This window comes from Bradyrhizobium sp. WSM1417, assembly GCF_000515415.1.
In the GTDB taxonomy this organism is placed as follows: Bacteria; Pseudomonadota; Alphaproteobacteria; order Rhizobiales; family Xanthobacteraceae; genus Bradyrhizobium.
On the sequence record NZ_KI911783.1, the window covers coordinates 2,534,066 to 2,559,123 of the forward strand.

Genomic DNA, 25,058 nt, shown 5'->3' on the forward strand with positions numbered 1-25,058 from the left:
CTGTGTCTTTTCGATCAGCTATTGTGGTCGGCGTCTTCGCGCTTGGTCGCGAGCCGCTTGACAGCGGTCACAGCCGCATGCACCGCCACCGCGGCGCCGACGGCGCCGGCCGCCACCATGCCGATCTGATCGGCGGTCTTCTCGATGCCGAACTGCTTAATGTTGGTGAGACGGTCGTAGAACGAGCCCTTGTCCCAGAAGCCGTCCTCCGAGCAGCCGATACAGCCGTGACCCGACTGGATCGGGAAGGACACGCCGCCGTTCCAGCGCACGGTCGAGCAGGCGTTGTAGGTGGTCGGCCCCTTGCAGCCCATCTTGTAGAGGCAATAGCCCTTGCGCGCGGCCTCGTCGTCCCACTCCTCGACGAACTGCCCCGCGTCGAAATGCGGGCGCCGGTAGCACTTGTCATGAATGCGCTGCGAGTAGAACATCTTCGGTCGGCCCTGGCGATCGAGCTCGGGCAGCTTGCCGAAGGTGGTGATGAAGGTGACGACGCCGGTCATCACCTCGGCGATCGGGGGGCATCCCGGCACCTTGATGATGGGCTTGTTGGTGATCACCTTGTCGATCGGAGTTGCCTGTGTCGGATTGGGCTTTGCCGCCTGCACACAGCCCCAGGAGGCGCAGGCGCCCCAGGCAATGATTGCCATCGCGTCCTCGGCCATCATCTTCAGCTTCTCGACGAACGGCTTGCCGCCGTCGATGCAGAACATCCCGCCTTCGTTCAGCGGCGGATTGCCTTCCACCGCGAGGATATACTGGCCTTTGTGCTTGGCGCGGGTCTCCTCGAGGATGGCTTCGGCCTGGTGGCCCGCAGCCGCCATGATGGTGTCGTCGTAGTCGAGCGAGATCATCGACAGCACCGCATCCTTGACCAGCGGATGCGCGGAGCGGATGAAGCTCTCCGAACAGCAGGTGCATTCGAGGCCGTGCATCCAGATCACGGGCACGCGCGGCTTAGTCTCGAGCGCGTTCGCGATGCGGCTCGCCGCCAGCGGTCCGAGACTTGTCGCCGTCAGGCTGCAGAATTTATGAAAGCTCCGACGCGTGATGCCTTGCCGCCTGATCACGCTGTAAAACGTTTCCGTCGCCGCGCCCATGAATCCTCCCGCCTTCGGCTTTGACTTTTCGATGACACAAAGGGTAGCAAGAAGCAGGCCAACAGCCTGGAGAGATTCAAAAGTGGAGAGATTCCATAACGTTGCAAATTTGAACCACTTTCATGAACGGTACGCGAGGACGCTGCCAACACGAGAAGCAGAAACAATTCGATTTGCAGCCGGCAACGAAGTTTCCGGTCCATGCGCGGTGCACACCATGCAGGGATCGAACGAGCGCACGATGTGCTGGATCGCAACCGCACGCGGGCCGGCGTCGCCGACATCAGTGCCGACCAGCGCCTGCTCCAGCGGGCCGCCGAGGTCGAAGGAATCGCGCGGCGAGAAATTCCAGGTGGTCGGCGCGATGATCTGGTAGCGCTCGATCTTGCCGTCGCGCACCGCCATCCAGTGCCCGAGACTGCCGCGGGCGGCCTCGACCAACCCGACATAGCTTCCGTCGGGGAGCTCGCGCGATTTGTCGCAGAACGGCTCCGACAGCCGCAGCGCGCGCGTCCGCTGCTCCATGGCGCAAGCGCGATGCGCGCGGTCTCGATCAGGCGCGCGATCACGCGGCTGCGCACGTTGGTGCCGTCCCGCGCGACCAGATCCGTGATCATGCCTGGCCCGCCACCGTCTGGCGCACGATCGCACCCACCTCGATCGGCTGGCCCGACAGCCGCGGCGCCTTGCACCAGCTATAGGCCGCCGGCTTGTCGGGATCTGGGACTGTGCTGCTATGGGCGGGATCCGCAAAGGAATTCCGCATCAGGCATGCGAGACGTCCTCGGTGATCTGCGCCAGCGGCAGCGGTTCGACGATTGCGCGCTGGCTGAACAGGCCGCGCGGAAACAACTCGCCATCGGCACCATGATAGGCGCCGTAGCTCATCATCGGCCCCGTGCCCCGACCGAGCCCGGTCAATGCCAGACTGTCCGCAAGCCGCAGGAAATGCGCGAAGTCGCCGCGGCCATCGCGCCAGCCGTCCAGCTCGTCGGCGGTTGCGATCGCCAGCACGTTCTCCAGCGAATCCGCGAAGACGATACGCTCGAGGAAACCTCGAAACGCCGTCGTGATCGACAAGAGCCGGATCCGCTCGCCGAGATCGATGGCGCGCGTGGTGCCGCCGTGCTGGAGCGCCAGGCTGTGGGGCCATTTTCCGGCAATGATCCCATGGTCTCGAGCAGCCGCGCCCGCGCCGGCAAGGCACCGCGCTGCCGCGGGTGGCGGCAAAGCGCTCGCGCGCCTCCTCGTGCCAGCCATGGGTGGCATAGGCCTCGCGGGCAAAGTCCGGCATAAAGTAGATGTAGAAATGGGTCAGATGGTCGGCCGCGTTCTCCGCGGCATGGGGGATGTTGGTGGCGAGCAACCCGTTGGGCGCCGCCTCGATCGACATGGCGGCGCGCAGGGCGGCCGCAGCCGCGACCGATTACGAGACCGAACAGATGCCGCGGATCCGCGGTGCCAGCGCCAGCGCATCGAGCGGCGGCCGACCTTCCAGGATCTGCTCGAAACCTCGGTAGAGCGGCGCCGTCGCCTCGGCGCGCATGACGCGGCCACTCTCGACATCGAGGCGGACTTCTAGATCGCCCTCGACGCGGTTGAACGGGCCGATCGGCTTGCCCTTCGTCGTCGCGCGACCCGGCGGCACGACCACATGGTCGGCGGTCGCGTTAAGCCCCACGCGGCGCGGCGTCGCGGACTTCGACAACGCGTCGAGCGCGACGAACCACGCCTTCGGCACGTCGGTCGGAAGCCCGACCGGAATGCCCGCGAGCTTGGCGGTCTCCAGAAAGTTCTGCCCCCCTTCGAAGCCCGGCGACGTGCAGGCGATGCAGGCATAGCCGCCCTTGGTGCAGGAGCCGCCGCCGTTCCAGGAGCGCAAGTTGCAGTCGCCGACCGCCTGCGTCGCCTTGCAGCCCAGATGCTCCATCAGGCAGCCCCGCTCCGACATGGTCTCGGCGCTGGCCTTGAACTCGTAGAACTCGTTGCGCGAGCAGCCGTGACGGGCAAGGTGATTGGCGAGGAATTTGGGCCGCCCGTAGGAATCGAGGTCGGTGGCGGCAAGGTCCTTGGTGGTCAGTGCCACGATGGTTTCCATCATCCAGCCCGGATGCGGCGACGTTGACACGTCAACATCGCGACTGAGCTGCCGAGTTGCTTCCTCGAGCACCAGACGGATCACAGCGTAGGAAAGCGCTCGCACCGGCCTTGCAGATCCAAATGGTCCGCAATTATCGGACAATCGGTGTGATGAAATCCGTCGAAATGAGCGCTCGAACGCGGAATTTAAGCGTCAAAGCGGGACGCGTTGCATTTATCAGTATCGACATCTCGTTACTGTACAGCATCGAACGCAACACACGAGCCGATTGTTGCGTAGTCCCAATTAGCGGTGCTCGCTGCCTCCTGCCAAGCTTGGTATACGTCTGCGAAAATTTTACTCACCAATAGGTCTCTGTTCAATTGGGAGTTCGCCATGGCACGTTTCTACTTTCACCTACGTGCCGGCGACGAGATTACGCTCGATGAGGAAGGAACGGAGCTACCAGATTTATCTGCGGCTGAGGGTGAGGCCGTATTAGTCGCGCGGGAGCTTCTAGCCGAAGCGATCAAGAGCGGTACGCCAGATGTGTCGGAGGTTTTGGTCATCGCAGATGAAGTGGGGCGACCGCTCAGTACCGTACCCCTCGCAACCGTTCTGCCGAGGCTCTTAAAGAAGTAGGGTGCCTCAGTTAGTGATCTGAGCATCATCCCGACGGTATTGCCGGTCCCGAGCATCCTTATTGCAGATTTATCGGCTTGCCATACGGCAGCGCCGCTATCCAAACTGCTGGATGGTGGTCCGACCAGCAGCGTCACTCAAGCGAGCGCTGGATCGCGCGCAGGCCTATTTCTTCAGGCGAACGCCCCTTCAACCTCCGATTCGTGATGGCCCGTTTCGCTTCTAGGTATCTCCGCACGACGCGTGGAAGCAGGTCTTCCTTTTAAGTTCGCACGATCAGCCTTGTATCTTGTCTATCCGCCCCGCATTCCCGCGGACACGGCTGCGCAATCAACGACGTGTAGGCGTCTCGCACCCTTTCACGGGCGCCGGATTAGCCAAGGCTGAAGATCAAATAGAGCAGGATCGCGGCCACGACGACTGTCCAGCCGATCGACGTGGCGAGAGCCCATACTTGCGGCGGCATCGGACGGCCTCTCCCGATGAAGCTAACGAAGAGATCGCTGGCGCTGGACCGCGATCTCTTGAACCCGCCTGAAAGACTCTTCGAGATGAAAGCCCTTGCCCAGGGTCCACCACTATCAAAAGCCGGACTCGCCCTGTGAAGTCAAAAACGATTCAGAGGCCAATGGAACAATCGTGACGTTGCGAGCGCGACACACCTAGTAAGCTAGGCCAGCACCGGTGGAGGGCTCGTCCTCGGGCCGAAGCCAACCAATTTGATATAGAAATGAGTGACAGTGCTCGGCGCGCAAGCCGGCGGCTGAATTGTGGGCTATTTCACAATGCTGATATTTAAAGTGAGCTAGGTAAGCGTTCGCCAAGTGCCAAATATCGATTTGCCGGGCAGCAGATGGAACGCAAGCTATCATCATTGGAGCGGCAGGCTGCCGACGCTCTCCGTCGTGCAAGAAGGTTACCTATTGGCGCGGACCGCAACGACTTACGGCAACTTGCCCGAGGGCTTCTTTGGCTGCACCGCAATGGCATGGATGCGTTGATGAACGAACGTAGTGGCAATTGGTTAGAAAAGCCGGGGCTAACTGCCGCAGCGCAATGACAGGATGGACCAAACGCCGACATGAGACCGTCGGCTTGAAATGATTGAGGTCCCAACTGAGGCGCGGTTGCGAAGCTGCAATTGGGATGGTCAAATTGAAAATGAAAAGCGCGATTGCCGCGGAGTTTTATCCGTCCCAAGCGATGAAGGCCATCTCCGGTCACGCGTGATACTGCGCGCGCATATCCTCTAAGGTTAACCTATTCGAGACCACCACCTGCGTAGTTTTGTGAGCGAGAACGTGAATTGACTTGGATCAATATTGCCTCCCGCTTAAGTGCACTAGCGTTGTGTCGACTTCGAGGAGGTTCCAATGCGCACTGTAGCTTTGACTATTCTGATGATGAGTATGGTTTTGGCAGCAGGGCAAGCCTCGGCTCAGACCTATGATTTTTCGCCTGCGCCTGCAGGGCCGGATAGCTACTGCTTGCAAGGGCCATATGGGGCTATCCCGGCAATTGCCAATTCTCCAGCTACGCCCAATGCATGGCCACCGCGAGCGGTACTAACGCCTATTGCGGGGTCAATCCCCGGTATGCGTTCGCGCGCCAGCGGCGCGGCGCCTATCGGGACCGATACTGAGCGGCAGTCACGCGGTATCGTAGCACAGTGCTGTCGGCGCAATAGCGGAGGAGCTCGCGAGGGATTCAGCGCAAACGCCAGATTGTGCTGTGCGATTGGCGCGCGCGAAGGACGGCATCGATCTCCGCAAAGTCCCTGGTGAACCGGACCTTGCCGAGCGTAGACGCAGTGTCCTTGCGCCCATAACGGAACATTTTCTGGATGAGCTGCAAAACGTTCAATCCGCGTCTCGTTGCACTGCCGCGGTCGAGCTCGGCGTCGTGTTCCCAGAAGCCGTCCGGGTCGAAAAAGATCATGGGCGTGAAATCGGCAGCCGTCTTTGTCCTACTAGTCTGTTCCGCATCCTCGAACACCTCGCGGAGAGTGCCGCCACGCCTTGCGCGTAGACGATACCGGTGCGCGATTGGGTAGCAGCGCCTCTTCCGGATGCTATTGTGGAAATGACTTCGCATACGTGGTCGCAAGGGGGAGGCGCGCCGGCGTTACAGTCGCATCGAAATCAAGTAGCCGCGATCAAAGCTTGTACGTCAAATGGGGCGAAGCGGCTGTCGAGGGACGGGCCTACAGTGTCGCACGTCACGCGCGCTTCTTCGGCTTCGTCTTCTGCTGCCTGTAGGACTGCAGCACCGCCTCGACGGCGCTGATAGCCTTCGCCCTCACGCTTGAAGAACTCGAGGACGTCCTCATCGACGCGAATGGAAATCGCCTTCTTCGGTGGAATCACGAGCACGGCATCCGACCAATTGACGTCCATGAAGTCTTGCCAGTCGGGATCATTCTTGATCGCCGCTTTGATCTCCTCGTCGGTCGGCGCCGCATCAACACGCCTCTAGTCAGCCTTGCCTTCCGGCGATCACCCCATTTTCGCCGCACAATCAACCGGATCAAACCATCGCTGCCACCTACTCGTGTCCGTACGATTGTTTCGTGAAGAACCGATAGTTTGGAGAGTGTCGGAGACCTAGGCAATCGCCCGAACCAAACTGGAGAAGAGGTTCGCCGGCCGCCTAAGGCCGTAATGATCGCGCAGCGTTGTGCCTGTGTAGTCGTGACGGAACAGGCTGCGCTTGCGCAGAATGGGCACGACCTGCTCGGCGAAGATGTCGAACCCGCCGGGCAGCCAGGGCGGCATGACGTTGAAACCATCGGCTGCGCCGTTCTCGAACCAGTTCTGGATGTTGTCGGCGATCTTCTCCGGCGGTCCGGCAATCACCCAATGGCCGCGGGCGCCGGCCAAGCGCTGCACGAGCTGACGAATCGTCGGCTTCTCGCGATCAACGATGTCGATCACCAGCTTGAAACGGCTGGCAACGCCGCTGGCGCCCTCGGTATCGATCAGATGACGAGGAAAGGGGCCATCGAGGTCAAACCCAGAGAGGTCAAGACCGATCATCTGGCGCAGCTGGGTCAGCGAATACTCGGGCTGGATCAGCTCGTTGAACTCGTCCTGCAGCCGATCGGCCTCGATTTGCGTGCTGGCGATGAAAGGACTGATGCCGGGCAGAATCTTGATCTGATCGGGACTACGGTCGAAGGCGCGCGCCTGACGCTTGATGTCGGCATAGAATTCCTGGGCGCTCGCCAGTGTCTGATGCGCAGTGAAGATCGCCTCGGCGAAACGCGCGGCAAAGGCACGTCCGTCCTCGGAAGAGCCGGCCTGGACATAGACCGGTCGTCCCTGCGGCGTCCTTGAGATGTTGAGCGGCCCACGCACGCGAAAATGCTTTCCGATGTGATTGATCGCGTGGATCTTGCCGGTGTCGGCAAAAACACCCGAGATGGGGTCGTTGACGAGCGCGTCGTCCTCCCAACTGTCCCAAAGCCGCGTGATGACGTCGAGATATTCCCGCGCCCTCTCGTAGCGTTCGTGATGCGGAGGATGCTCGGGCAAGCCAAAGTTCTGCGCGGCCTGCGGCGCGCTCGTTGTCACGATGTTCCAGCCGGCGCGGCCACTACTGATGTGGTCGAGCGAGGCGAACAGCCGCGCCAGGTTGTAGGGCTCGGTATAGGTCGTCGATGCGGTCGCGATCAGGCCGATACGCTGGGTGGCGGAGGCGATCGCGGTGAGCAGGGTGATCGGCTCGAGCCGAAACCGTTGCGCATAGCGCACATTGTCCGCCAGCGCAGGGCCGTCGGCGAAGAAGACCGCGTCAAACTTGTGCGCTTCGGCGCGCTGCGCCAGCTCCTGATAATAGGTGACGTCGAGGATGCGATTGGCTGCCGAACTCCTGTGGCGCCAGGCCGCCTCGTGATGACCGTCTGGATAAATGAAGAAGTTGAGGGAAAGCTGCCGTCGTTCGCTCATGTGTTGATCCGCGTGCATTGGGAGCTGTAACAAGCGAGACTCTACGTCTGCAGTCGGATGTCGATGAAATGAATTTGCGTTGTTGAGTTGGATGCAAGCATGAAGCTTGCGCGCAGAGCGCCAATGAAAAACCAGGGCAGTCGTCACGACGAGAAGCGGCGGCAGCTGTAGCGATTTTATCGCGTTTCTGGACGAGAAGTGCGTTGCGCCGCGTCTAATTACGTTACTCTTGCAGCCCGCCGGGCGGTCATCATTGCAAATCTTTCAGTGTCAGCATCGCTGGCGAAGCATTCGTTGCCTGTCGCCGAAAACAAAGCTGGTTTCGTTTCATTGACTGACGATCGATCGCTCGTACCATTCAAGGCCTCAACGCAAGGCCGTTTCATCATGCTCCAATCCGAACCCAGTGACCGATGTCCCGGCTCGGGCCGTCTGCCGGAGCACGTTGCGCCCGAGTAGGGCCCCTAGCCAGAAATGATTTCATCTATCTCCGCCGTCGTTTCCGCGACCGGCGCATGGCGGAGCTTTGTCCAGGGGATCGCAGTAACGAGAGCACGACCATGAGCAACACGACAACAATTGATAACGTCATTCCGCGCGCCGACATCGTCAAGCGTGCGGCCAGGCTTGGCGCCGAGATCAGGAACATCAAACTGTCGGGCGAGCTTTCGGACGAGACCATCCGTGCCATCAACCAAGTGCTGCTCGAACACAAGGTCATCTTCTTCCGGGACCAGGGACATCTCGACGATGCCGAGCAGGAGCGCTTTGCCATCAGGCTCGGCAAGCTGGTGCCCCATCCGACGGTCGGTGCGATCAAGGGCACGACGTCGATCCTGGAGCTGGACTCAGGCCGGGGCGGTGGCCGCGCCGATCAATGGCATACCGATGTCACGTTCGTCGAAGCCTATCCGAGAATCTCGGTGCTGCGCGGCGTGGTGATTCCACCCTACGGCGGCGATACCGTCTGGTCGAACACGGCAGCCGCCTATCTCGACCTGCCGGCGCCCCTGCGCAAGCTCGCCGACGAACTGTGGGCCGTTCACAGCAACGCCTATGATTATGCCGTGAAGACGCGGGCAACCGAGGCGGACAAGAAGCACTTCGACGAGGTGTTCACCGGAACGATCTTTGAGACCGAGCATCCGGTGGTGCGCGTCCATCCCGAGACAGGCGAGCGCACGCTCGTGCTCGGAAATTTCGTGCAGCGCTTCGTCGGCCTGCCGAAATACGACGGCCAGAAGCTGTTCGAGCTGTTCCAGTCGCATATCACGGCGCCGGAAAACACCGTGCGCTGGAACTGGGAGGCCGGCGACGTTGCGATCTGGGACAATCGCGCCACGCAACATTACGCGGTCAACGACTATGGCGACCAGCACCGCGTTGTGCGCCGCGCCACCATCGATGGCGATGTACCGCTCAGCGTCGACGGTCGTCGCAGCGTGACGCGCGTCAAGACATCCAAGCCCCAGACAGCCAAAGCCGCTTGATCCGGATTCGCTCAGGAGAGTTCGCAATGGTGAATACTATACTTCGATGGCTTGCCGCAACGCGCGCCGGGTTGGGACGTGCCACCCGCAAGACGTTGCGGATCTTGTTGGCCGGCGCCGTGGCGCTCGGCCTCGCGGCCCCGGCATTCGCCGAGCCGCCACTCGAGAAGACCGAGATCCGCTAGGGGGGATCGGCCGGGCAGGTGACGTTTATCGAGCTGGCCGAGGACCTCGGCTATCTCGCGCCGCTCAAGCTCAAATGGGTCGGCAACACCATCAGCGGGCCGCAGGACATCCAGACCGTCGTCACCGGCGATATCGACATCGGCGGTGCGTTCTATGGAGCGATCCTCAAGTTGATCGCGGCGAAGGCGCCGATCAAGGCGGTGGTCGGCTATTACGGCTCCGATGCCAACACGTATTATGGCTACTTCGTGAAGGAGGACAGCCTGATCAAGACGGCGCGTGACCTGATTGGCAAGAAGGTGGCGGTCAACACGCTGGGCGCACATTTGGAGTTCGTGCTGCGCGAATATCTGGCCAGGTCCGGCCTCAGCGCCGGTGAGGCCAGGCAGGTCACGTTGGTGGCGATCCCGCCGGTCAGCGGCGAGCAAGTGTTGCGCCAGGGCCAGGTCGAGGTGAGCGCGTTGAGCGGCGTCTTGCGCGACAAGGCGCTGGAACGGGGTGGCATCCGCTCGCTCTTTGTCGACACCGATCTGTTCGGCCAGTTCACCGGCGGTGCCTATGTACTGCGGGACAAATTCATCAAGGATAATCCCAATGCCTCGCGTAAGCTGGTGGAGGGGATTTCGCAGGCGATCGAATGGGCCCAGACCACAGCTCCGGAAGAGGTGAGGGCCCGGTTCGACAAGATCATCGCCGAGCGCAAGCGCAATGAGGATGCCTCCTCGATCAAATACTGGAAGAGCACGGGTGTTGCCTCCAGGGGCGGCGTGATCTCGGATGCCGAAATCCAGGTCTGGATCGACTGGTTGGAGAAGGATGGCCTGTTCAAGCCGGGTCAGGTCGAGGCTTCCGACACCTACACCAATGCGTTCAACTATTTCCGTCCCGGAAGGACGGCGGAGGCCCGATGACCACTGTGAAGATCCGTTTCGAGCATGTCCGCAAGGAGTTCGTCGTGCGCGGCGAGAGCGGCGGACCAGGCCGCCACTTCACCGCGCTTGAGGACATCACGCTCGATGTTCGCTCCGGCGAATTCCTCGCCCTGGTCGGCCCAAGCGGCTGCGGGAAATCCACCTTGCTTGATCTGCTGGGCGGGCTCACGCCGCCGACCAGCGGCCGGATCCTGCTCGACGGCCGGCCGATTGCAGGACCCGGTCGCGACCGCGGCATCGTGTTCCAGCAGTATGCGCTGTTTCCTTGGCGCACCGCCGAACAGAATGTCGAGTTCGGTCTCGATATCGCCGGGCTCAAGGCCAAGCAGCGGCGCGACATCGCGCGGCATTTCCTCGAGCTGGTCGGGTTGTCCGGCTTTGCCGACCGCTACCCGCATGAGCTCTCCGGCGGCATGAAGCAGCGCGTGGCGATCGCGCGAAGCCTCGCCTACGATCCGGAAGTGCTGCTGATGGACGAGCCGTTCGCCGCGCTGGACGCCCAGACGCGCGAGACGCTGCAGGGCGAACTGCTGCGGATCTGGCGCGCCACCGGCAAGACGATCGTCTTCATCACCCACGGCATCGACGAGGCCATCGTGCTCGGCCAGCGGGTGGCGGTGATGACGTCGCGTCCGGGCCGGATCAAGCAGATCATCGACATTCCGGACGTGCTGCGCAGCGAGGCTGACGACGTGCGCTCGCTGCCTGAGTTCGGCCGCGTGCGTCACGAGGTCTGGAGTCTGTTACGCGACGAAGTCTTGAAAGCGCAGCAAGGACAATTGGCCGTCGGCGCTGGTGCGCGCGCCGATCGCAAAGTGGAGGAGGTCACCCATGTCTAGCCTCGAGATGCTGACATTGCTGGAGGTTGCGCACGGGCGCCGAGAGCCGCTGACCAGCGTGGAAAGCACGGCATCGCCGGTTGTGGACTGGATCCACGCCGCGGCCCGCGGGCTGGCTGCCTTCGGGCACCGCTCGTTGCTGCTGATTGCCCTGTTGGCGGCCTGGGAGGTGGCGCCGCGGCTCGGGTTGATCGATCCGGTGTTCCTGCCACCCTTCTCGGAGGTGATCGCCGCGGGCTGGCAGCTTGCGCAAACCGGCGAGCTCTATGATGACGTCTCCGCCAGCCTGCTGCGTGCCTTGAGCGGATTTCTGATTTCTGTCGCCTTGATCGTCCCGCTTGGCGTGGCCGTCGGTTGGTATGCGCGTCTCGGCAATCTCGTGAACCAGTTCATCGAGATCTGCCGCAACACCGCGCCGCTTGCGCTGCTGCCGGTCTTCATCCTGCTGCTCGGAATCGGCGAAACGTCGAAGATCACGATGGTGGTCTATAGCTGCGCGTGGCCGCTGCTGCTCAACACCGTTGCCGCGGTGAAACAGGTCGATCCGTTGCTGATCAAGTCGGCGCGGACCATGGGTGCAACCCCGCAGCAGCTGTTTCGCAAGGTCATCCTGCCGGCTGCGCTTCCCACTATCTTCGTCGGTATTCGTCTGGCCAGCGCGTCGGCCATGCTGGTGCTGGTGGCCTCCGAAATGGTCGGCGCCAAGGCCGGACTGGGCTATCTCATCATCAATAGCCAGTACAGCTTCCTGATTCCGCAAATGTATTTCGGCATCCTCAGCATGACCGTCATCGGGCTGGTGTTCAATGCCATTCTGGAGGCACTGGAGCGGCGCTTCATGCGGTGGAAAGCGCCAGTGACGGCATGAGATATGGAATCAGGCGCCGCTCGGAACTTTCCGCGCGGTGGCCAGCGTCACCATGCTGCCCGGCGGCACGTCGCGGATCAGCCAGACATTGCGCCGACGGTCGATCCGCGGCTGATCGTGATTCAGCCAATGGTGATACGGCCAAGGATCGTTTCGCCGACGTAGAACACGACGCCGTCGTCCAGGATCGGATGGCGGGTGTCGCCCTTGATCACCTTGGCCTTGTCATCCGTCGGAAAGTCGCGCCTCGAGCGTGACCGCCTGATATGCAGACATTGTCGCCGATAACGGCCGATCGCGACCCCGGTGCCGTTATCGATGAAGAAGCTGGAGCGGAAGCCGGTGCGAGCGCCGGGGTGAATATGGATGCCGATCGGCCTGGCTCAATTGAAAACACATGCGTTTTGGGCGAATGTCAGCGATCGATGACATTTAACGATGTCATCGAGCGCTGACATTTTCAAATTGTCAACGAACGCCGACTTATGCTAAAGTAAGCGAACGCTGACATTTGGAAATCCCATGCTCGTACGCACACCGGCCGAACTCGGCGCCGTCCTTCGTGACCGACGCAAGAAGCTTAAACTCGATCAATCGACTTTTGCCAAACGCATTGGCGTCAGCCGCCAATGGGTGATCGAAGTTGAGCACGGTCACGCGCGCGCTGAGCTCGGTCTGATCCTTCGCGCCCTTGACGCCCTGGACATCCGCCTGGATGCGAGCACCGAACAAGCGCCGGCCGGCGGGGCCACCAGGCCAGCCGTCGATATCAACGCCATCTTGGCCAAGGCCAGGAAGAAAAAGGCATGACGAGCGAACTTGTTGCTCTGCTGGATGGTCGGGAAATCGGCCGCGTGCGCAATGACGCCCGCGGCCGGCTCACCTCTGTCTATGACAACGACTGGCGCCAGGCCGAAGGAGCCTATCCGCTGTCGCTGTCCATGCCGCTCGCGGCCGAAGAGCACGGACCTTCCGCCGTGCAGGCATTCCTCTGGGGACTCCTGCCCGACAACGAGCGCGTGCTCGAACGGTGGGCCCGAAGATTTCAGGTGTCCGCGCGCAACGTGTTTGCCCTTATTTCCCATGTCGGCGAGGATTGCGCGGGAGCCATTCAGTTCGTCACGCCCGATCGGCTGGAGGCCCTGCGAAGCGGGGCCGAAGACAAGGTCGATTGGCTCGACGAAACGGCGATCGCCAAACGCCTGCAGACCTTACGTGAGGATCACGCCGCATGGCGGTTGCCGCGCGATACCGGCCAATTCAGCCTTGCGGGTGCCCAACCCAAAACCGCCTTGCTTCTGCAAAAAGGCAAGTGGGGAATTCCCTCTGGACGCATTCCGACCACGCATATCCTTAAACCGCCGACCGGCCATTTCGATGGACACGCGGAAAACGAACATATCTGCCTCATACTTGCGCGCAATCTCGGTCTGCCCGTCGCCGACACCCAGGTGATGCGCTTCGGAAAAGAAATCGCCATCGTCATCGAGCGCTACGACCGGCAGTTCAGTGGGAACGAGATCGTCCGTGTCCACCAGGAAGATATCTGCCAGGCGCTCGGCATCCTGCCGACCATGAAGTATCAAAACGATGGCGGACCAAGCCCTGCCGCTGTGATCGAGCTTTTGCGCACCTACTCCACGGATCGCGTCGCCGACGTTGACACGTTTGTCGACGCGCTCGGCTTCAATTGGCTGATTGCGGGTACGGATGCTCATGCCAAGAACTATTCGCTGCTGCTGGCCGGAGGCCCTCACGTACGGCTCGCCCCGCTCTACGACATCGCCAGCATTCTTCCCTACGATGACGTCGATCTGCAGAAGATCAAGCTCGCGATGAAAATCGGCGGTGATTACGAGCTCAGCCAGATTAGTTTGCGCGATTGGCAGAAGTTCGCGCGCGAAACGCGCCTCGATCCTGACAAGGTGATCGCCGGACTGATTTCCATGGCCGAGCAGCTTCCGGACATTGTAGCCGCCGTACGGAAGCAAGCGCAGAAAGACGGATTGGACAATGCCATCATCGGGCATCTCGCCAAGCACCTGATCGCGAGAGCCAGGCAATGCCGTCGACTGCTCGGTGAGGCATAGTTTCCGGCGACGGCCGCCAGCAGCATCATGATGATCGGCAGCATGGTGCCGATCATCATCGGTCGACATGTCGTTGTCGAAGCCAACGGCAGCAACAGCATCAACACCGCCGCGATCGGCATGCCGATATCGATGTCGATGTCGACTACGATCGGTGATTGCTCGCGATCCGTGGCAGCCGCGTAGTCACTGCGGCTGGCGTCACCTCACGTTCGGCGTGTCCTTTCAAGGCTACGGCAGACAGCGATTTCTCCTCCGCGGACTTTCCCAATTCGGCGGGGCGCTTGCAGGTCCTCTTTTTGGCACACCCCTACGCGCCCGGCAGTCCCGTGGTCACGGCTGCGCAATCACGACGATTAGGCGTCTCGCCCCCCTTTAAGAGGCGCCGGATTAGCCAGGGCTGAAGATCAAATAGAGCAGGATCGCGGCCACGACGGCTGTCCAGCCGATTGACGTGGCGAGAGCCCACACTTGCGTCGGCATCGGACGAACTTTCCCGATGAAGCTAACGAAGAGACCGCTGGCGCTGGACAGCGGCCTCTTGAACCCGCCTCAAACTGTCTTCGAGATAAAAGACCTTACCCCGGGGTCCGCCATAATCAAACGCCGGACTCGCCACCCTGTGAAGTCAAAAACGATTCGAAGGCCAATGGAACAATTGTGACGTTGCGAGAGCGACACACCTGACAAGCTAGGCCAGCACTGGTGGAGAACTCTTCCTCGGGCGGATGCCAACCATTTGGCACAGAAATGAGCGATAGTGCCCGCATTCGCCTGCGGAGGGTGACGTAAGGCCAGCTGCTAGTCGACGGCCCCAACCTGATCGGAGAGGTCTTCGACCATACTCACGAACATGTGCGATTCCGCCCCGGGGGCGCCAATCTGCAAACGCCTCCACGAGATCACCCGGCGGCCACGAACTGGATTGCAGATCGTATCGACAATAGGCTCGAGCTGCTGGCTCTGCGCAAGTAGCTGCTGGTCGCGCTTTTCGATCAGCTCGGCCGTTTCCGGGGAAAACAATTCGCGCGCGGTCTTGCCGACAATGTCGGTGCGCGACATGCCGATCTGCTGTTCGGCCGCTTTGTTGATGAACAGATAGCGCAGACTGCGCGCGTCCTTGGCGATGATACCTTCGCGCACGTTCTCGACGACCGTGGCGAGCAGCCGTTCGGTACGCTCGAGAATACGCTCTTTCTGCCGCTGTTCCGTGACGTCCTCCTGTACGGAGACCCAGCCGCCCCCATCCATAGGCCGTTCATAAATCTTGACGATCCGGCCGTCGTTGAGCCTTACCTCGTAAGCTGCCGGCTCCTTCTTTCCGATGCGAACGAGAATGGCCGAAACGTATTTTTTGATGTCGCCGCTGAACAGCCCGTGCTCCAGGATCTCCTCGAGCGAAGACCCTGACTCGATGGTCTCGGGCAGATTATACATCCGGCGGTAGTTGTTGTTCATTGCAATCACACGTGCCTTGCCGTCGAGCATGATGAGGCCTTGCGGCATGCTGTTGATAGCGGCGGAGAGCTGCCACTTTTTGGCCTGGTACTTCTCGTTGAACGCGTCGCGCTCGGCCATCGCGGCGTCGCGCTGCTTGCTGAGGTCTAATTCAAGCTGTTCGAGTTCAATAACTTGAGCGACAGCAGCGCGGAAGTTCTGCACGGCGCGCGCCAGGTGGCCGATTTCGTCGCGCCCTCGCAGATGTGGCACCTCGCTTCCGATGTCCCCGGTTCTGATACGATCGGTCGCCTGGGCAATGTCTGAGAGCCGCGCCAGCACTGAATCCCGGATCACGAGAACATTGAGCGCGGCAAGCACCAGCGCCGCCAAACCCAGCATGAACAGGTACCCTGCCGCACAGCGATTCTGTTCGGCGAGCCCATCTGCTTCGCGAGTGCGTTCGTTGTAGCCGCGCTGCAACGCTTCCAGATCCGCATTCAACCTGCTGCGAACCGTGCTGCTGGCTTCGGTGTCCCCAAACTCGCGGGCAGCTGCGGGGCTAATCTCCACCGCCCGGCGCACCAACTCCCGGCGGAAATCGATGAATTTGGCAATCCGCCGTTTGAGGGATGCGAACTGTTCGAAGTCTTCCGAACGGACCGTAGGCTCCCAGCCGTTCATCACCTCCGCAAGCTCGTGGTTGCGCTTGAGGATTCCGTCCCCGAACTCTTTCACCTTGGCTCGTTCGGTGGACATGTAGATGCCGCGTGAGTCCATCACGATCGCATAGACGGATGCGTTGACCAGTCCGGAATTGATCGCCGCAGCAGCGGAGGAGGCTTGCATATTACGATAGGAATTCTGCAGTCGCACGGTCTGGACCGACATGACCAGAAGAAAGGCCGTAACAATTCCCAAAAACCCGGCGATCGCATAGACTTTCTCGGCGACTGTCAGGTCGTCGACCCCGCGCGCAAAGCAGATATATTTTTTCAAAAGCCGCGCGACCGGCCCGGCTCCAAGGGCTGCTATCGCAGCATTCACCACACATCCCAGCCTAAACCTGCGCAACATAAAACTATCCGATTGTCCAACCTTAAGGTTGTGCCGGTTTACGGGGGCAATGTGCGTTGAGGATCGGCCGGCGTCGGAGAGCACGTCTTCGGGGGAGAGTGGGCCGTAAGCATCCCCGCATAGGCCGCGGGCTCATTGGATTATTCTGGCGGCGAACGCTTAGGCGGCTTTATAGATCCGGACATGTTCGATCAGGTTGTCGATTCCGAAGTTAGTGAAAACCTGCATGCCATGTTCTCCGGCGCCATAGCCCCAGATTGCGCCATGTTCAATCTCAATTTCATTGGCGACTTCTCGCAGGCAACGTGACGAACCGGTGACGTGCATGGTTACACAGCTCAAGCGGCGATCGCTGATGCCAGCCTTCAATCCCAGGGAAGCAGTCCGTCCAGCCGATGAACTGGATGAGCAGAGAGGGGCCACACGAGCGACGGCTCACCTCATGTGAAGACGAAGACAAGCAGGCTCGAGCAGAGTAGCGCAACTCCTACTGCGGTCAGCCCTAGGAAACTGCTGGAGACAAGATCATGACTGCCCATGAGCGACCTCTGCGGCGAGGAATAGAGATCGGCAATCGCCGCTTCGTTCCCTTTCCAGCCAATCTCGAGATTATTATTCAAATGAGGCGCACAATTCCTGCTGGCCCCGCGATGGGACGCACGTTTCCAGCAAAATCGATGGGCAGTTCGCCGCGTTCCGGCGGCATCCTCGTTTAATGCTATGGCATCTGCAAACGGATCGCGCTCCCTCGAGGTGCAGCCAGGTTGGGGATAGGTCGAGCTCGGCAGGATGTCGATCCAGGCCTTCAATGTCTTTCACGCTCGCGACCGTCAGCGCAGGCGACTTATCTTTAAGAGAATGCTTCAGCTGCTCCAGAAAGGTTTCGCCGTTGGCCGACGAGAACGACGTCGTCCAGCGTTTCAAGCCATACTAACGCGTCGTCGTCAGTTTCGCGCCGTAGCAAGATTAACGCGTACTCTCCCTCATAGGAAAGTCAAAAGCGGCGTCGCCCGCGTTGTGCTCGTTCTTCGTGGTCTTCGTGGTCAAGCCCGCCTTTCCTAGCTGATGAGATGGATTCTTACAGCAGTCTCTATCCGGTGTGCAGCATTTGCAATCGGACTACATCATGTATCGGCGTAGGAGTTGCACGACAGGCGGTCGGGCGCATCCTCGCCACCGGCTAGCGCAGCAAAAAAAAGCGCTCCCAGATGCGGCGCCGTCACGAGAGACGGTCTCCGACCCCGATCCGGATCTGTGCGCAAATCCTTACGAACCTGGTGCTGTCGGGCCCGAAATTTCACGCCGCTCTCGAGGCCCTCGCGCCAAAACGACGCAAGAGCTGCTCCACCTCAGCGGCCGGCCTGGCGCCGCTGAATAAGAATCCCTGCACCTCGTTGCAGCCCTCTGCGCGAAGCCAATCCAGCTGCTCGGTCGTCTCCACCCCTTCCGCAGTTGTGGTGATGTTGAGGCTACGCCCGAGGCCCGAGATCGCGCGCACGATAGCGACGCAGTCGGAACGTTTCGCGAGATCCTTCACAAAGGAGCGATCGATCTTGATCTTGTCGAACGGAAAGCTGCGCAAGTAGCTCAGGCTGGAATATCCTGTTCCAAAATCATCCAACGAGATGGAAACTCCCAGCTCGCGCAGCTTGTGCAGGATCGCGAGATTGGCTTCGGTCTCCGCCAGGAACACCGACTCGGTGATTTCGAGCTCGAGCCGCTTGGGCGACAAACCCGAATTGGCGAGCGCTGAAATCACCACCTGGACCAGATTACGGCTACGAAATTGTGCCGGCGACAGGTTGACCGCGACCTTGATTTCGGACGGCCACTTCACCGCCTCGTTGCAGGCTTCACGCAATACCCACTCGCCGAGCGAGACGATCAGTCCGATATCTTCCGCCACCGGAATGAACTCCGCCGGCGAGATCATGCCCTTCTCCGGATGGTGCCAGCGCAGAAGCGCCTCAAAACCTGAGATCTTGTCAAGCGCGACGTCGACCAGCGGCTGGTAGTGCAGCTCGAATTCTCCATTGGCATAAGCGCGGCGCAAGTCGAGCTCTAGCTCGCGGCGCCGCTGCACCTGGTGATCCATCTCGCGCTCGAAGAAACGCTGCGTGCCGCGGCCATCCTGTTTGGCGCGATAGAGCGCCATGTCGGCGTTGCGCATCAGTTCCTCGCTACTCGTGCCGTCGCCAGGCGAAAGTGCAATTCCGATCGAGGCGCCAATCACCACCTGATTGCCGTCGATCTCATAAGGCTCACTCAACATACTGATCAGCCCGGCGGCGAAATCGCTCGCCTGCTTCGGCGAGGTATCGTCAGCAAGGATGATTCCAAATTCATCGCCACCGAGGCGTGCCGCCAGATTGTTGCTGGCTACACGCGACCGCAGCCTGTCGGCGACCTGCTTGAGCAGGCAATCGCCCATGGGATGGCCGAAGGAGTCGTTGACGTTCTTGAAGAGGTCAAGGTCGATGCACAACACCGCGACGCGTTTGCCGGCTGCATTGCCACTTCCGAGCGCCTCGCCTAGCCGCTCCTGGTGGAGCGCGCGGTTGGGGAGGTTGGTCAATCCATCGTGGAGCGCCATATGTGCGATGCGAGCCTCGGCCTTACGCCGTTCGGTGATGTCGACCACCGCGACCAGGTAACCTTCGCGCCCTTCGAGCACGATGCGTCGCCCGAAGGTGAGCACACAAATCTCGGTGCCGTCGGCTTTCACATGACGCCAGTGATGTTCGGACTGGTAGGTATCGCCGACGTCCCGCAGCGCCTGCGTATAGCTGAGCCACTCCTCCTTTGGCCAGATCTCGCGAACTTTCATCCGCAGGAAGGTCTCGCAAGCGTAACCGTAGTGCTGCACCGCCGCGTCGTTGACCCTCATAAAGGCCATCGTCTCGCAGTCCAACGCCCACATCGGCATTGGATTGGAGTCGAACAGCATTCTGAACGAAGCGTCTCGGCGCTTTAAGGACGTGACGTCGGAAATGACCAGGGAAAGGATCCCGCCGAAGGCGGTAATTGCCAACCGAAGGCTGCGATCATCGCTGTCGATCTCGAACTGATCACCCTGGTCGTCCTTAACCGCAGCCCGCAACCGCCCTACGACCGCTTGCGAACAGAGCAGATGGCCTCCATTGCTCAGACGCTGCCATAGCAGGCTTCGCTCTGCCACGTTGAGGAGTCTCACTGCTGCTTGATTGTGGTGCACGACCTGAAAATCAACCGGCTGGCCCGTCGCATCGCGAATGGTCGAGAGCGAGATTACGCCGTCATCGGTCGTAGAAAAGATCGCATCGGGCAGATTGTATTCCGTGCCGCGCTCGTTGATGTAGGCGCTGACCAGCGTGCCGCCCCAACGCGCCAAGGTCGGCAGCGCGAGCACGTCATACGTTCGCACCATGCCGTTGCGTACGCAATGAGCGGCGGTGAGATAAGGACGGTTGTTTGCAATCGCGTTCGCGGCTGCCTCACTGAGGACGGTCGCGCAATCCGGGCGCAGCGCGTCCATCGGAACGTCCCAGCGCTCATCGCCCAGCCATTCCTGCGCATAGCGACCCGTCCGCGAAACGGCGAATGCGTCGTTCTCGCACTTGAGCAGCATCATGTGATCGGCGAGTCGCCCGAGGCTGCCCAGCAGCACATCTTCGTAGCGGGGAAGAGTTTGGCCGGGCTTGAGTGCAGCCTGCCACTTGCGACGCAGGACCGGCATGCCCTCGAACATTCCCGTATCTAATTTCACGGATTGCTTCCTGGCAGCACCCATCACACATCCCCGAGATCCAAGCTTCCTGTCCGCGCGGCATCAAATCCTGCTCTGCTTAATTCGCTGTAAACGATTGACTTGGGCTGCAGCGAGTAGCCGATTGCGACAATCTTAAATCAGCTAGTGGTTAGCGCGCGCATGACGGATGCGCGAAGGAGTTGTGCACAGGCGGGAGTTTCGCGCGACTCTTGGTAAGAGCCGACACTGTGCTCACAAGCTTGCGAATCCTTATTTGCTATGGGTCATCGACGTACCCGGTGCAATTGGCTCGGGGCACGGCCTCATTAACGGCCTGCTGCAGGGCCACCTCGTGATCGCTTCCATGCAACGGGATGCAGGAAATCCTCGGCACAGCGGGAGAATTCGACGCAAATAGGCTGGCGAGGCCGTATGACGATGAGAAACTTCGAATGGACGTTTTGAACGTCGCGTATTTTACTGGCGGAGGTTTCATCCGTTACACGTGTCTGTACGGGCTGATGTTTGTCCGATTCGTACCAACTATGATCTGCCGGACGGACCGAGATGACGAGGAATCTGCGCGGCCAGCTGTTGCGCGAGCTCTGTCGAGAATGGAGACTTCTTTCGCCGGTTTGGCTGCGACATCGACCTCCATCGCGTGTATCTATGTGAACTTCGTCGGTACACGCGCAAGGGGTGGGCATCAGCGGACCCGCAATGTTGATGGCGACCGAGGATCTGGGCAAAGGAGATGTGCCGCAACCAAGTATATGTTGAAGAATCGTGGCGACGCGCAGCGTCAGGAGTCGGAGCATGAGAAAGAGTGATGCGACGTGGTCCGAGTGCGGTGCTGGCTTCCGCCGTCTTGAGCTTACCTCCGAGCGTGGCACGGAGGGCAGGTACTATTGCCCTGCTTGCGGCAATCTGATCGAGGCTTTCGGAGCGGCTCATCTCGTTGTTTACCGGTTGACGATACAGCCATCAATTAAAGTGCTCCGCTATCAGTAAGGCCATCTCGGTTGGCAGCCTTTGTCTTCAATATCCGGACATAGGCGCCTGACTCGTGCAGCTCGAGCCATCCGCGTTCGATGGCGGGATGGAGGCCGGTGTTATTCGGCGGCGGTGGCCTTGAGCTTGAAAAGCATCGCATAGTTGACCAGCTCGATATGCGATCGGGCATTGTTGGCTCGCGATTCATCTCCGCCGCACTGAAGCACTTTCCCAAGCGGCGATGGCCGGCATCGTCGGGGCGCCACTCTCGCGTTCGATCCTTTGGATGAGCTCGCCGAGCTTGAGCTTCTTGATCTTTGTCGCGCCGTTCTGGCGGTAGTCCTTCCAGGTGAAGGTGACGTGATCCTCGTCGAGGGCTACGAGCCGGCTGTTGGCGATTGCAACGCGATGGGTATAGCGGCCGAGATAGGCCAGCACCCGCGCGGGGCCGCCGAACGGCCGTTTGGCGTAGACGATCCAGCTGATGCGCCGCATGGCGACGAGCTGGGCTGCGAAGGCGGCAGGCTTGCCAGGGATGCGAGATCGAAGAAGTTCAGGGTGCCGGCGGTCAGAGATTCGAGGAATACGCGAATAGACTTTGGCGTCCCGCTCATGCAGATGCAGTTGGGCTTGGTAGCCGTCGGCCTTGATCTCGTAGACCCATCCCTCGCAGCGCAGCGGATTCTAGCAAGGCCACCAGCTTGCGCTGTCCCTGGGGGGTAGCCGGGAAGATCTGCCGCAGCGACAAAGAGCGAATACACGTATCCACCTTGTCCTTTGGCGACATCGATACCCACGACAACGAGATCACCTTGTGCCATCATCCACTCCCTTCCTTGCTCGGTTCGGGCTCGAAGCCCTTGCAACTGTTCGGGTTGAGGAAGACGCCGGAGCTGTCCCTCGCTCTTTTCCAAGCTCTGTCGCTTTTGGGCGCAACGGGCTCAGTTCAAGCAACGGGCGGTTGGGGCGCAACCGCCCGTTCGCACACTCTGACAGCTTTTACGGACACAAGGGCGCAGGGGAGGGCTCGGCAGCACCGCTCGCGCGAAATCGCCGTGGCGACACGGCCGCCGGTTCTCACTATGCCCAGAACCCCGCATCTGAACGCCGGGCCTGCTTTCTCGGGTGAGATCACGCGTCGTTTCAGGCCTGACCGGAAGCGGTCGATGAGCACGCAGGGCGTTCGGAGCCCGGTCAGTTCCACGACGGCGGTCGATCCCGGCCACATTCGGGTCCCGGGGCATTCGCTCAAGGTCCAGGCCTGCCATGGTGATGTTCTCACTTCCAACTCTCCCGCATCGAGCTCGCAGCGGTATCTGCGCTGCGTGTCGAAAAGCTCGGCCGGTATCGGGTGGACCTGACGCAGATTGGGCAGGCGAGGCTGCCTTCGGGCGAGATGCCTCTGCCGAACGAAGGGACCTGCGTGTGCGTCGCCTTCGACGCCGTGGCCTTCTCTCATCACGATCTCGCGCTGCGGTATCTTACTGAAATGGTGTCCCTGATCTGCGAACACTGCCGCAACCATCCCTTTCAGAACGAGATCATGCATCGTCGAGTCGGGCCCCAGCGAACCGTCTTGAAACACGGTCCAGATCGCGGCCTAGCGCCTTGGCGCGGGTCGCGACGCGCCGGATTGTCCGTTGGGGTTTTCCTGTCTTAGCGGCGGTATCGGAAGTAAAAGACGCCAGGTTGGCATCTTTTTTCCCGCGGCCCCCGGTCGCGCCGTGCTTCGTCTCCGGATGCACGGCTTCATATGCCGCCTTCCGCTTCGCGATCAGCTCGCTGCGCTGCGCTGCGCTGGGGTCCGGTCGCGGCGGATCAGGCTTTCGTCGATGCCGCTCACGGGCGCCTAATGGGACACAGAGCAAATTTCCCCGGACTAGGAACACCAGCCGGCGCCGCGAGGTTCTTCCACGCTAGGCTAGGACCTACGGAGTTCTCTTCCATGGCTACCCAGATCGTGATGGACCACACAGGCGACAGCAGACATTTTTTTGACCAAACCGCCCCCAAGGTGCTGGTCAAGGCTGAGCGGCGTTTCAAGAAGTTGACAGACCAAGGATTTACCGCTGCTACTCGGACGCCGGCCGGCGATCTCAAGGTCGTACGGACATTTGATCCGACTGCGGACGAGACGCTGTTTTACCCGCGCCTCGTCGGCGGCTAGCCACCCTCGCGGCACAGCATATCGTTTTGTTCAGACGCAACGGCGTCGGCAGTAGTGCGCGTTTGCGCGCCCTGCGTTCGCTGTATTGGAGCTTGATCGAGCAAAATGGGCCGGAAGCGCGTGCACGGCGTCTCTTGCGCAATTTTCTGTCTCCGGATCAGCGTGCGCAGTTTGATGCCGAGGGTTATTTGGAAGTCACGGGCTCTCACACCGGCCGACGATATCAAATTCATCAGGGCACCATGAGCAATGTTTTGGAGCTTGATGAAGAAACACAGCCTAAGATCGGGTGGTGTTTCGTTCCCGAACGGGCTCTGGCAGCTGGCGACGTGATGCTCGCCCAGAAGATCGCGCTCGCAACCGACGAAGCCGCAGTGCTCGCGTTTGCCCGCCGGTTTTCTCCGAGACTGCCCTCCCTGCCCTGAGTAGTGCGGGGTGCTTACTAGGCCGCTTACGGGCGGGGCCGCCGCTTGTGATGGCGGCGGCCCCTTGCCGCGAAGGCGGCGGTTACGCCAGACATAGCCACCTCAGCGACGACCGGTAGCATCAACGCAGCGCTCGCCTTACGCAATCGGATCTACTTGTTAGCCTTACTCGTGATGATCTTCTCAACATCTGCCATCGTTTCAGTGAATGCATCCCACAGCCGTTTCGCCTGAGCGGCGCTCTCTGCTTCGGTGAGATATGCAGTCTTGATCAGCAACCGGTTCAAGAGATACGTGACGCGGTCGTTGTCAGAGTGCCGGGTTCGCAGAGCGATAATCTGTCGACGCATCTCGACGAGGTCGAGCGTTTCGTGTTTTGACGGCCTCTTCAAAATCACACTCGCGCGCGTGGCCGGGCAAACGAAGCCGCCACGCCGAATATGATGGCGCGACGGCTTCGCCTGGGCGGACCCGGACGGGGGCAATGTCCGGTGCACAAAGCTAACCCTCCGATGCGCCGCTGCAATCAATTCTTCAAGTTAAGCTTGATCTCCTCGCGGGAAGTTAATTCGGGAACCGAGAAGCCCCACCGGAATGTACTTGCCGGTGAATGCCCAAGAAGGAACGTCAGGGCCTGCGTCGGAATTCCTGACTGAGCAACAGCTGCGAAACTTCGAGATGCATCGTGAGCTGTGACTGCGCGAGCCTCGCCAAATGCTTCGGGTTCTTGACCGCTATTGGTTCCGTTCACGACCCGCGAGATAGCGCCGATCGCGATCCTCTTGGAGATAACGCCCGTCGAGGCTGCGCCGTACGCGACGACGGCGGACCGTCCTACTGTTGAGGATTGCCGATGTCGAACGCGCCTAGACGGTAATCTTCGCCTACCGATTGCTCAGTCGTCGGCCGTGTGATCAAGGTGAAAGTGGCGTCGGGGTAACGCGTCCACACTTCGATGTCCTCTGAAGTGACGGTCAGATATCCGAAAAAGCACTTGTATCGACCCGGCTCCGTCACCCGGCCGATTTTGTCCGAATTGATCTTGTTGACGCGCATCG

22 protein-coding genes and 4 pseudogenes are annotated in these 25,058 nt (G+C 60.6%); 14 read left to right on the forward strand and 12 right to left on the reverse strand.

What is annotated here, in order from left to right; translation table 11 throughout:
- Positions 1-14 precede the first annotated feature (14 nt).
- From BRA1417_RS0112130 to BRA1417_RS40225, 3 genes and pseudogenes are all read right to left on the reverse strand, one after another.
- Positions 15-1,100: a hydrogenase small subunit gene (locus BRA1417_RS0112130; protein ID WP_027516003.1), complete on the reverse strand. Its 1,086-nt coding sequence runs from the start codon at positions 1,098-1,100 to the stop codon at positions 15-17.
- A gap of 201 nt (positions 1,101-1,301) precedes the next feature.
- A pseudogene (locus tag BRA1417_RS40220) lies at positions 1,302-2,712 on the reverse strand (nickel-dependent hydrogenase large subunit); the annotation flags it as partial.
- Positions 2,713-2,721: 9 nt separating this feature from the next.
- Positions 2,722-3,219: pseudogene (locus BRA1417_RS40225) on the reverse strand (HupU protein); the annotation flags it as partial.
- A 357-nt stretch (positions 3,220-3,576) separates the two neighbouring features.
- Here BRA1417_RS40225 and BRA1417_RS0112155 point away from each other — a divergent pair.
- Both BRA1417_RS0112155 and BRA1417_RS42665 read left to right on the forward strand, forming a co-directional pair.
- Positions 3,577-3,822 carry a hypothetical protein gene (locus BRA1417_RS0112155; RefSeq protein ID WP_035968474.1) on the forward strand — a complete coding sequence of 82 codons (246 nt, stop codon included), beginning with the start codon at positions 3,577-3,579 and terminating at the stop codon, positions 3,820-3,822.
- Positions 3,823-5,225: 1,403 nt separating this feature from the next.
- Positions 5,226-5,464: pseudogene (locus tag BRA1417_RS42665) on the forward strand (DUF3551 domain-containing protein).
- 65 nt (positions 5,465-5,529) lie between these two features.
- Here BRA1417_RS42665 and BRA1417_RS0112170 read toward each other — a convergent pair.
- The 3 genes from BRA1417_RS0112170 to BRA1417_RS0112180 all read right to left on the reverse strand — a co-directional run bounded on the left by BRA1417_RS0112170 (position 5,530) and on the right by BRA1417_RS0112180 (position 7,769).
- Positions 5,530-5,760, reverse strand: coding sequence for a hypothetical protein (locus BRA1417_RS0112170; RefSeq protein ID WP_027516007.1), 231 nt, complete (start codon positions 5,758-5,760; stop codon positions 5,530-5,532).
- A gap of 203 nt (positions 5,761-5,963) precedes the next feature.
- Entirely contained in the window at positions 5,964-6,218 is a 255-nt protein-coding gene (locus tag BRA1417_RS40230; RefSeq protein WP_245286207.1) for a BrnA antitoxin family protein, read from the reverse strand.
- 207 nt (positions 6,219-6,425) lie between these two features.
- Complete coding sequence (locus tag BRA1417_RS0112180) at positions 6,426-7,769, reverse strand: LLM class flavin-dependent oxidoreductase (protein ID WP_027516008.1); 1,344 nt, start codon at positions 7,767-7,769, stop codon at positions 6,426-6,428.
- A gap of 560 nt (positions 7,770-8,329) precedes the next feature.
- On the opposite strand from BRA1417_RS0112180, the gene BRA1417_RS0112185 reads away from it, so the two are divergent.
- From BRA1417_RS0112185 to BRA1417_RS43915, 9 genes are all read left to right on the forward strand, one after another.
- Positions 8,330-9,259, forward strand: coding sequence for a TauD/TfdA family dioxygenase (locus BRA1417_RS0112185; RefSeq protein ID WP_027516009.1), 930 nt, complete (start codon positions 8,330-8,332; stop codon positions 9,257-9,259).
- 26 nt (positions 9,260-9,285) lie between these two features.
- Complete coding sequence (locus BRA1417_RS45580) at positions 9,286-9,444, forward strand: hypothetical protein (RefSeq protein WP_245286208.1); 159 nt, start codon at positions 9,286-9,288, stop codon at positions 9,442-9,444.
- An 18-nt stretch (positions 9,445-9,462) separates the two neighbouring features.
- Positions 9,463-10,356, forward strand: coding sequence for an ABC transporter substrate-binding protein (locus BRA1417_RS40235; protein ID WP_245286209.1), 894 nt, complete (start codon positions 9,463-9,465; stop codon positions 10,354-10,356).
- Positions 10,353-11,216: an ABC transporter ATP-binding protein gene (locus tag BRA1417_RS0112195; RefSeq protein ID WP_027516010.1), complete on the forward strand. Its 864-nt coding sequence runs from the start codon at positions 10,353-10,355 to the stop codon at positions 11,214-11,216. Before BRA1417_RS40235 ends, BRA1417_RS0112195 begins: the two co-directional genes overlap by 4 nt.
- A 7-nt stretch (positions 11,217-11,223) precedes the next feature.
- Positions 11,224-12,084: an ABC transporter permease gene (locus BRA1417_RS0112200; RefSeq protein ID WP_027516011.1), complete on the forward strand. Its 861-nt coding sequence runs from the start codon at positions 11,224-11,226 to the stop codon at positions 12,082-12,084.
- Positions 12,085-12,350: 266 nt separating this feature from the next.
- Complete coding sequence (locus tag BRA1417_RS45585) at positions 12,351-12,539, forward strand: hypothetical protein (protein WP_245286210.1); 189 nt, start codon at positions 12,351-12,353, stop codon at positions 12,537-12,539.
- Positions 12,540-12,606: 67 nt separating this feature from the next.
- Positions 12,607-12,894 carry a helix-turn-helix domain-containing protein gene (locus BRA1417_RS0112210; protein WP_027516012.1) on the forward strand — a complete coding sequence of 96 codons (288 nt, stop codon included), beginning with the start codon at positions 12,607-12,609 and terminating at the stop codon, positions 12,892-12,894.
- Positions 12,891-14,174 (forward strand): type II toxin-antitoxin system HipA family toxin, encoded by a 1,284-nt coding sequence (locus BRA1417_RS0112215; RefSeq protein WP_027516013.1) that lies wholly within the window; start codon positions 12,891-12,893, stop codon positions 14,172-14,174. Before BRA1417_RS0112210 ends, BRA1417_RS0112215 begins: the two co-directional genes overlap by 4 nt.
- A gap of 27 nt (positions 14,175-14,201) precedes the next feature.
- Positions 14,202-14,360, forward strand: coding sequence for a hypothetical protein (locus BRA1417_RS43915; RefSeq protein ID WP_156948695.1), 159 nt, complete (start codon positions 14,202-14,204; stop codon positions 14,358-14,360).
- Positions 14,361-14,975: 615 nt separating this feature from the next.
- Here the strand turns inward: BRA1417_RS43915 and BRA1417_RS42670 are convergent.
- A complete protein-coding gene (locus BRA1417_RS42670; protein ID WP_245286211.1) occupies positions 14,976-16,658 on the reverse strand; it encodes a PAS-domain containing protein in 1,683 nt (560 codons plus the stop codon).
- Between the two features lie 189 nt (positions 16,659-16,847).
- The gene (locus tag BRA1417_RS42675; RefSeq protein WP_084462206.1) at positions 16,848-17,057 is read right to left on the reverse strand and encodes a hypothetical protein; all 210 of its coding nucleotides are present in this window, start codon (positions 17,055-17,057) and stop codon (positions 16,848-16,850) included.
- Positions 17,058-17,215: 158 nt separating this feature from the next.
- Here BRA1417_RS42675 and BRA1417_RS43920 point away from each other — a divergent pair, with 158 nt between their 5' ends.
- Positions 17,216-17,404, forward strand: a complete 189-nt coding sequence (locus tag BRA1417_RS43920; protein WP_156948696.1) for a hypothetical protein — start codon at positions 17,216-17,218, stop codon at positions 17,402-17,404.
- 581 nt (positions 17,405-17,985) lie between these two features.
- Here the strand turns inward: BRA1417_RS43920 and BRA1417_RS0112245 are convergent.
- Positions 17,986-20,457 (reverse strand): bifunctional diguanylate cyclase/phosphodiesterase, encoded by a 2,472-nt coding sequence (locus BRA1417_RS0112245; protein WP_027516014.1) that lies wholly within the window; start codon positions 20,455-20,457, stop codon positions 17,986-17,988.
- Positions 20,458-21,723: 1,266 nt separating this feature from the next.
- Positions 21,724-21,927: pseudogene (locus tag BRA1417_RS43925) on the reverse strand (transposase); the annotation flags it as partial.
- Positions 21,928-23,353: 1,426 nt separating this feature from the next.
- On the opposite strand from BRA1417_RS43925, the gene BRA1417_RS0112270 reads away from it, so the two are divergent.
- The gene (locus BRA1417_RS0112270) at positions 23,354-23,575 is read left to right on the forward strand and encodes a hypothetical protein (RefSeq protein WP_027516017.1); all 222 of its coding nucleotides are present in this window, start codon (positions 23,354-23,356) and stop codon (positions 23,573-23,575) included.
- A gap of 20 nt (positions 23,576-23,595) precedes the next feature.
- Positions 23,596-24,000: a hypothetical protein gene (locus BRA1417_RS0112275; RefSeq protein ID WP_027516018.1), complete on the forward strand. Its 405-nt coding sequence runs from the start codon at positions 23,596-23,598 to the stop codon at positions 23,998-24,000.
- Positions 24,001-24,152: 152 nt separating this feature from the next.
- Here the strand turns inward: BRA1417_RS0112275 and BRA1417_RS0112280 are convergent, their stop codons facing one another.
- Together BRA1417_RS0112280 and BRA1417_RS0112285 are read right to left on the reverse strand one after the other, a co-directional pair.
- Positions 24,153-24,497, reverse strand: a complete 345-nt coding sequence (locus tag BRA1417_RS0112280) for a hypothetical protein (RefSeq protein WP_156948697.1) — start codon at positions 24,495-24,497, stop codon at positions 24,153-24,155.
- Between the two features lie 337 nt (positions 24,498-24,834).
- On the reverse strand, positions 24,835-25,056 hold the full coding sequence (locus BRA1417_RS0112285; protein WP_027516020.1) for a hypothetical protein: 222 nt from the start codon (positions 25,054-25,056) through the stop codon (positions 24,835-24,837).
- Between the last annotated feature and the right edge of the window lie 2 nt (positions 25,057-25,058).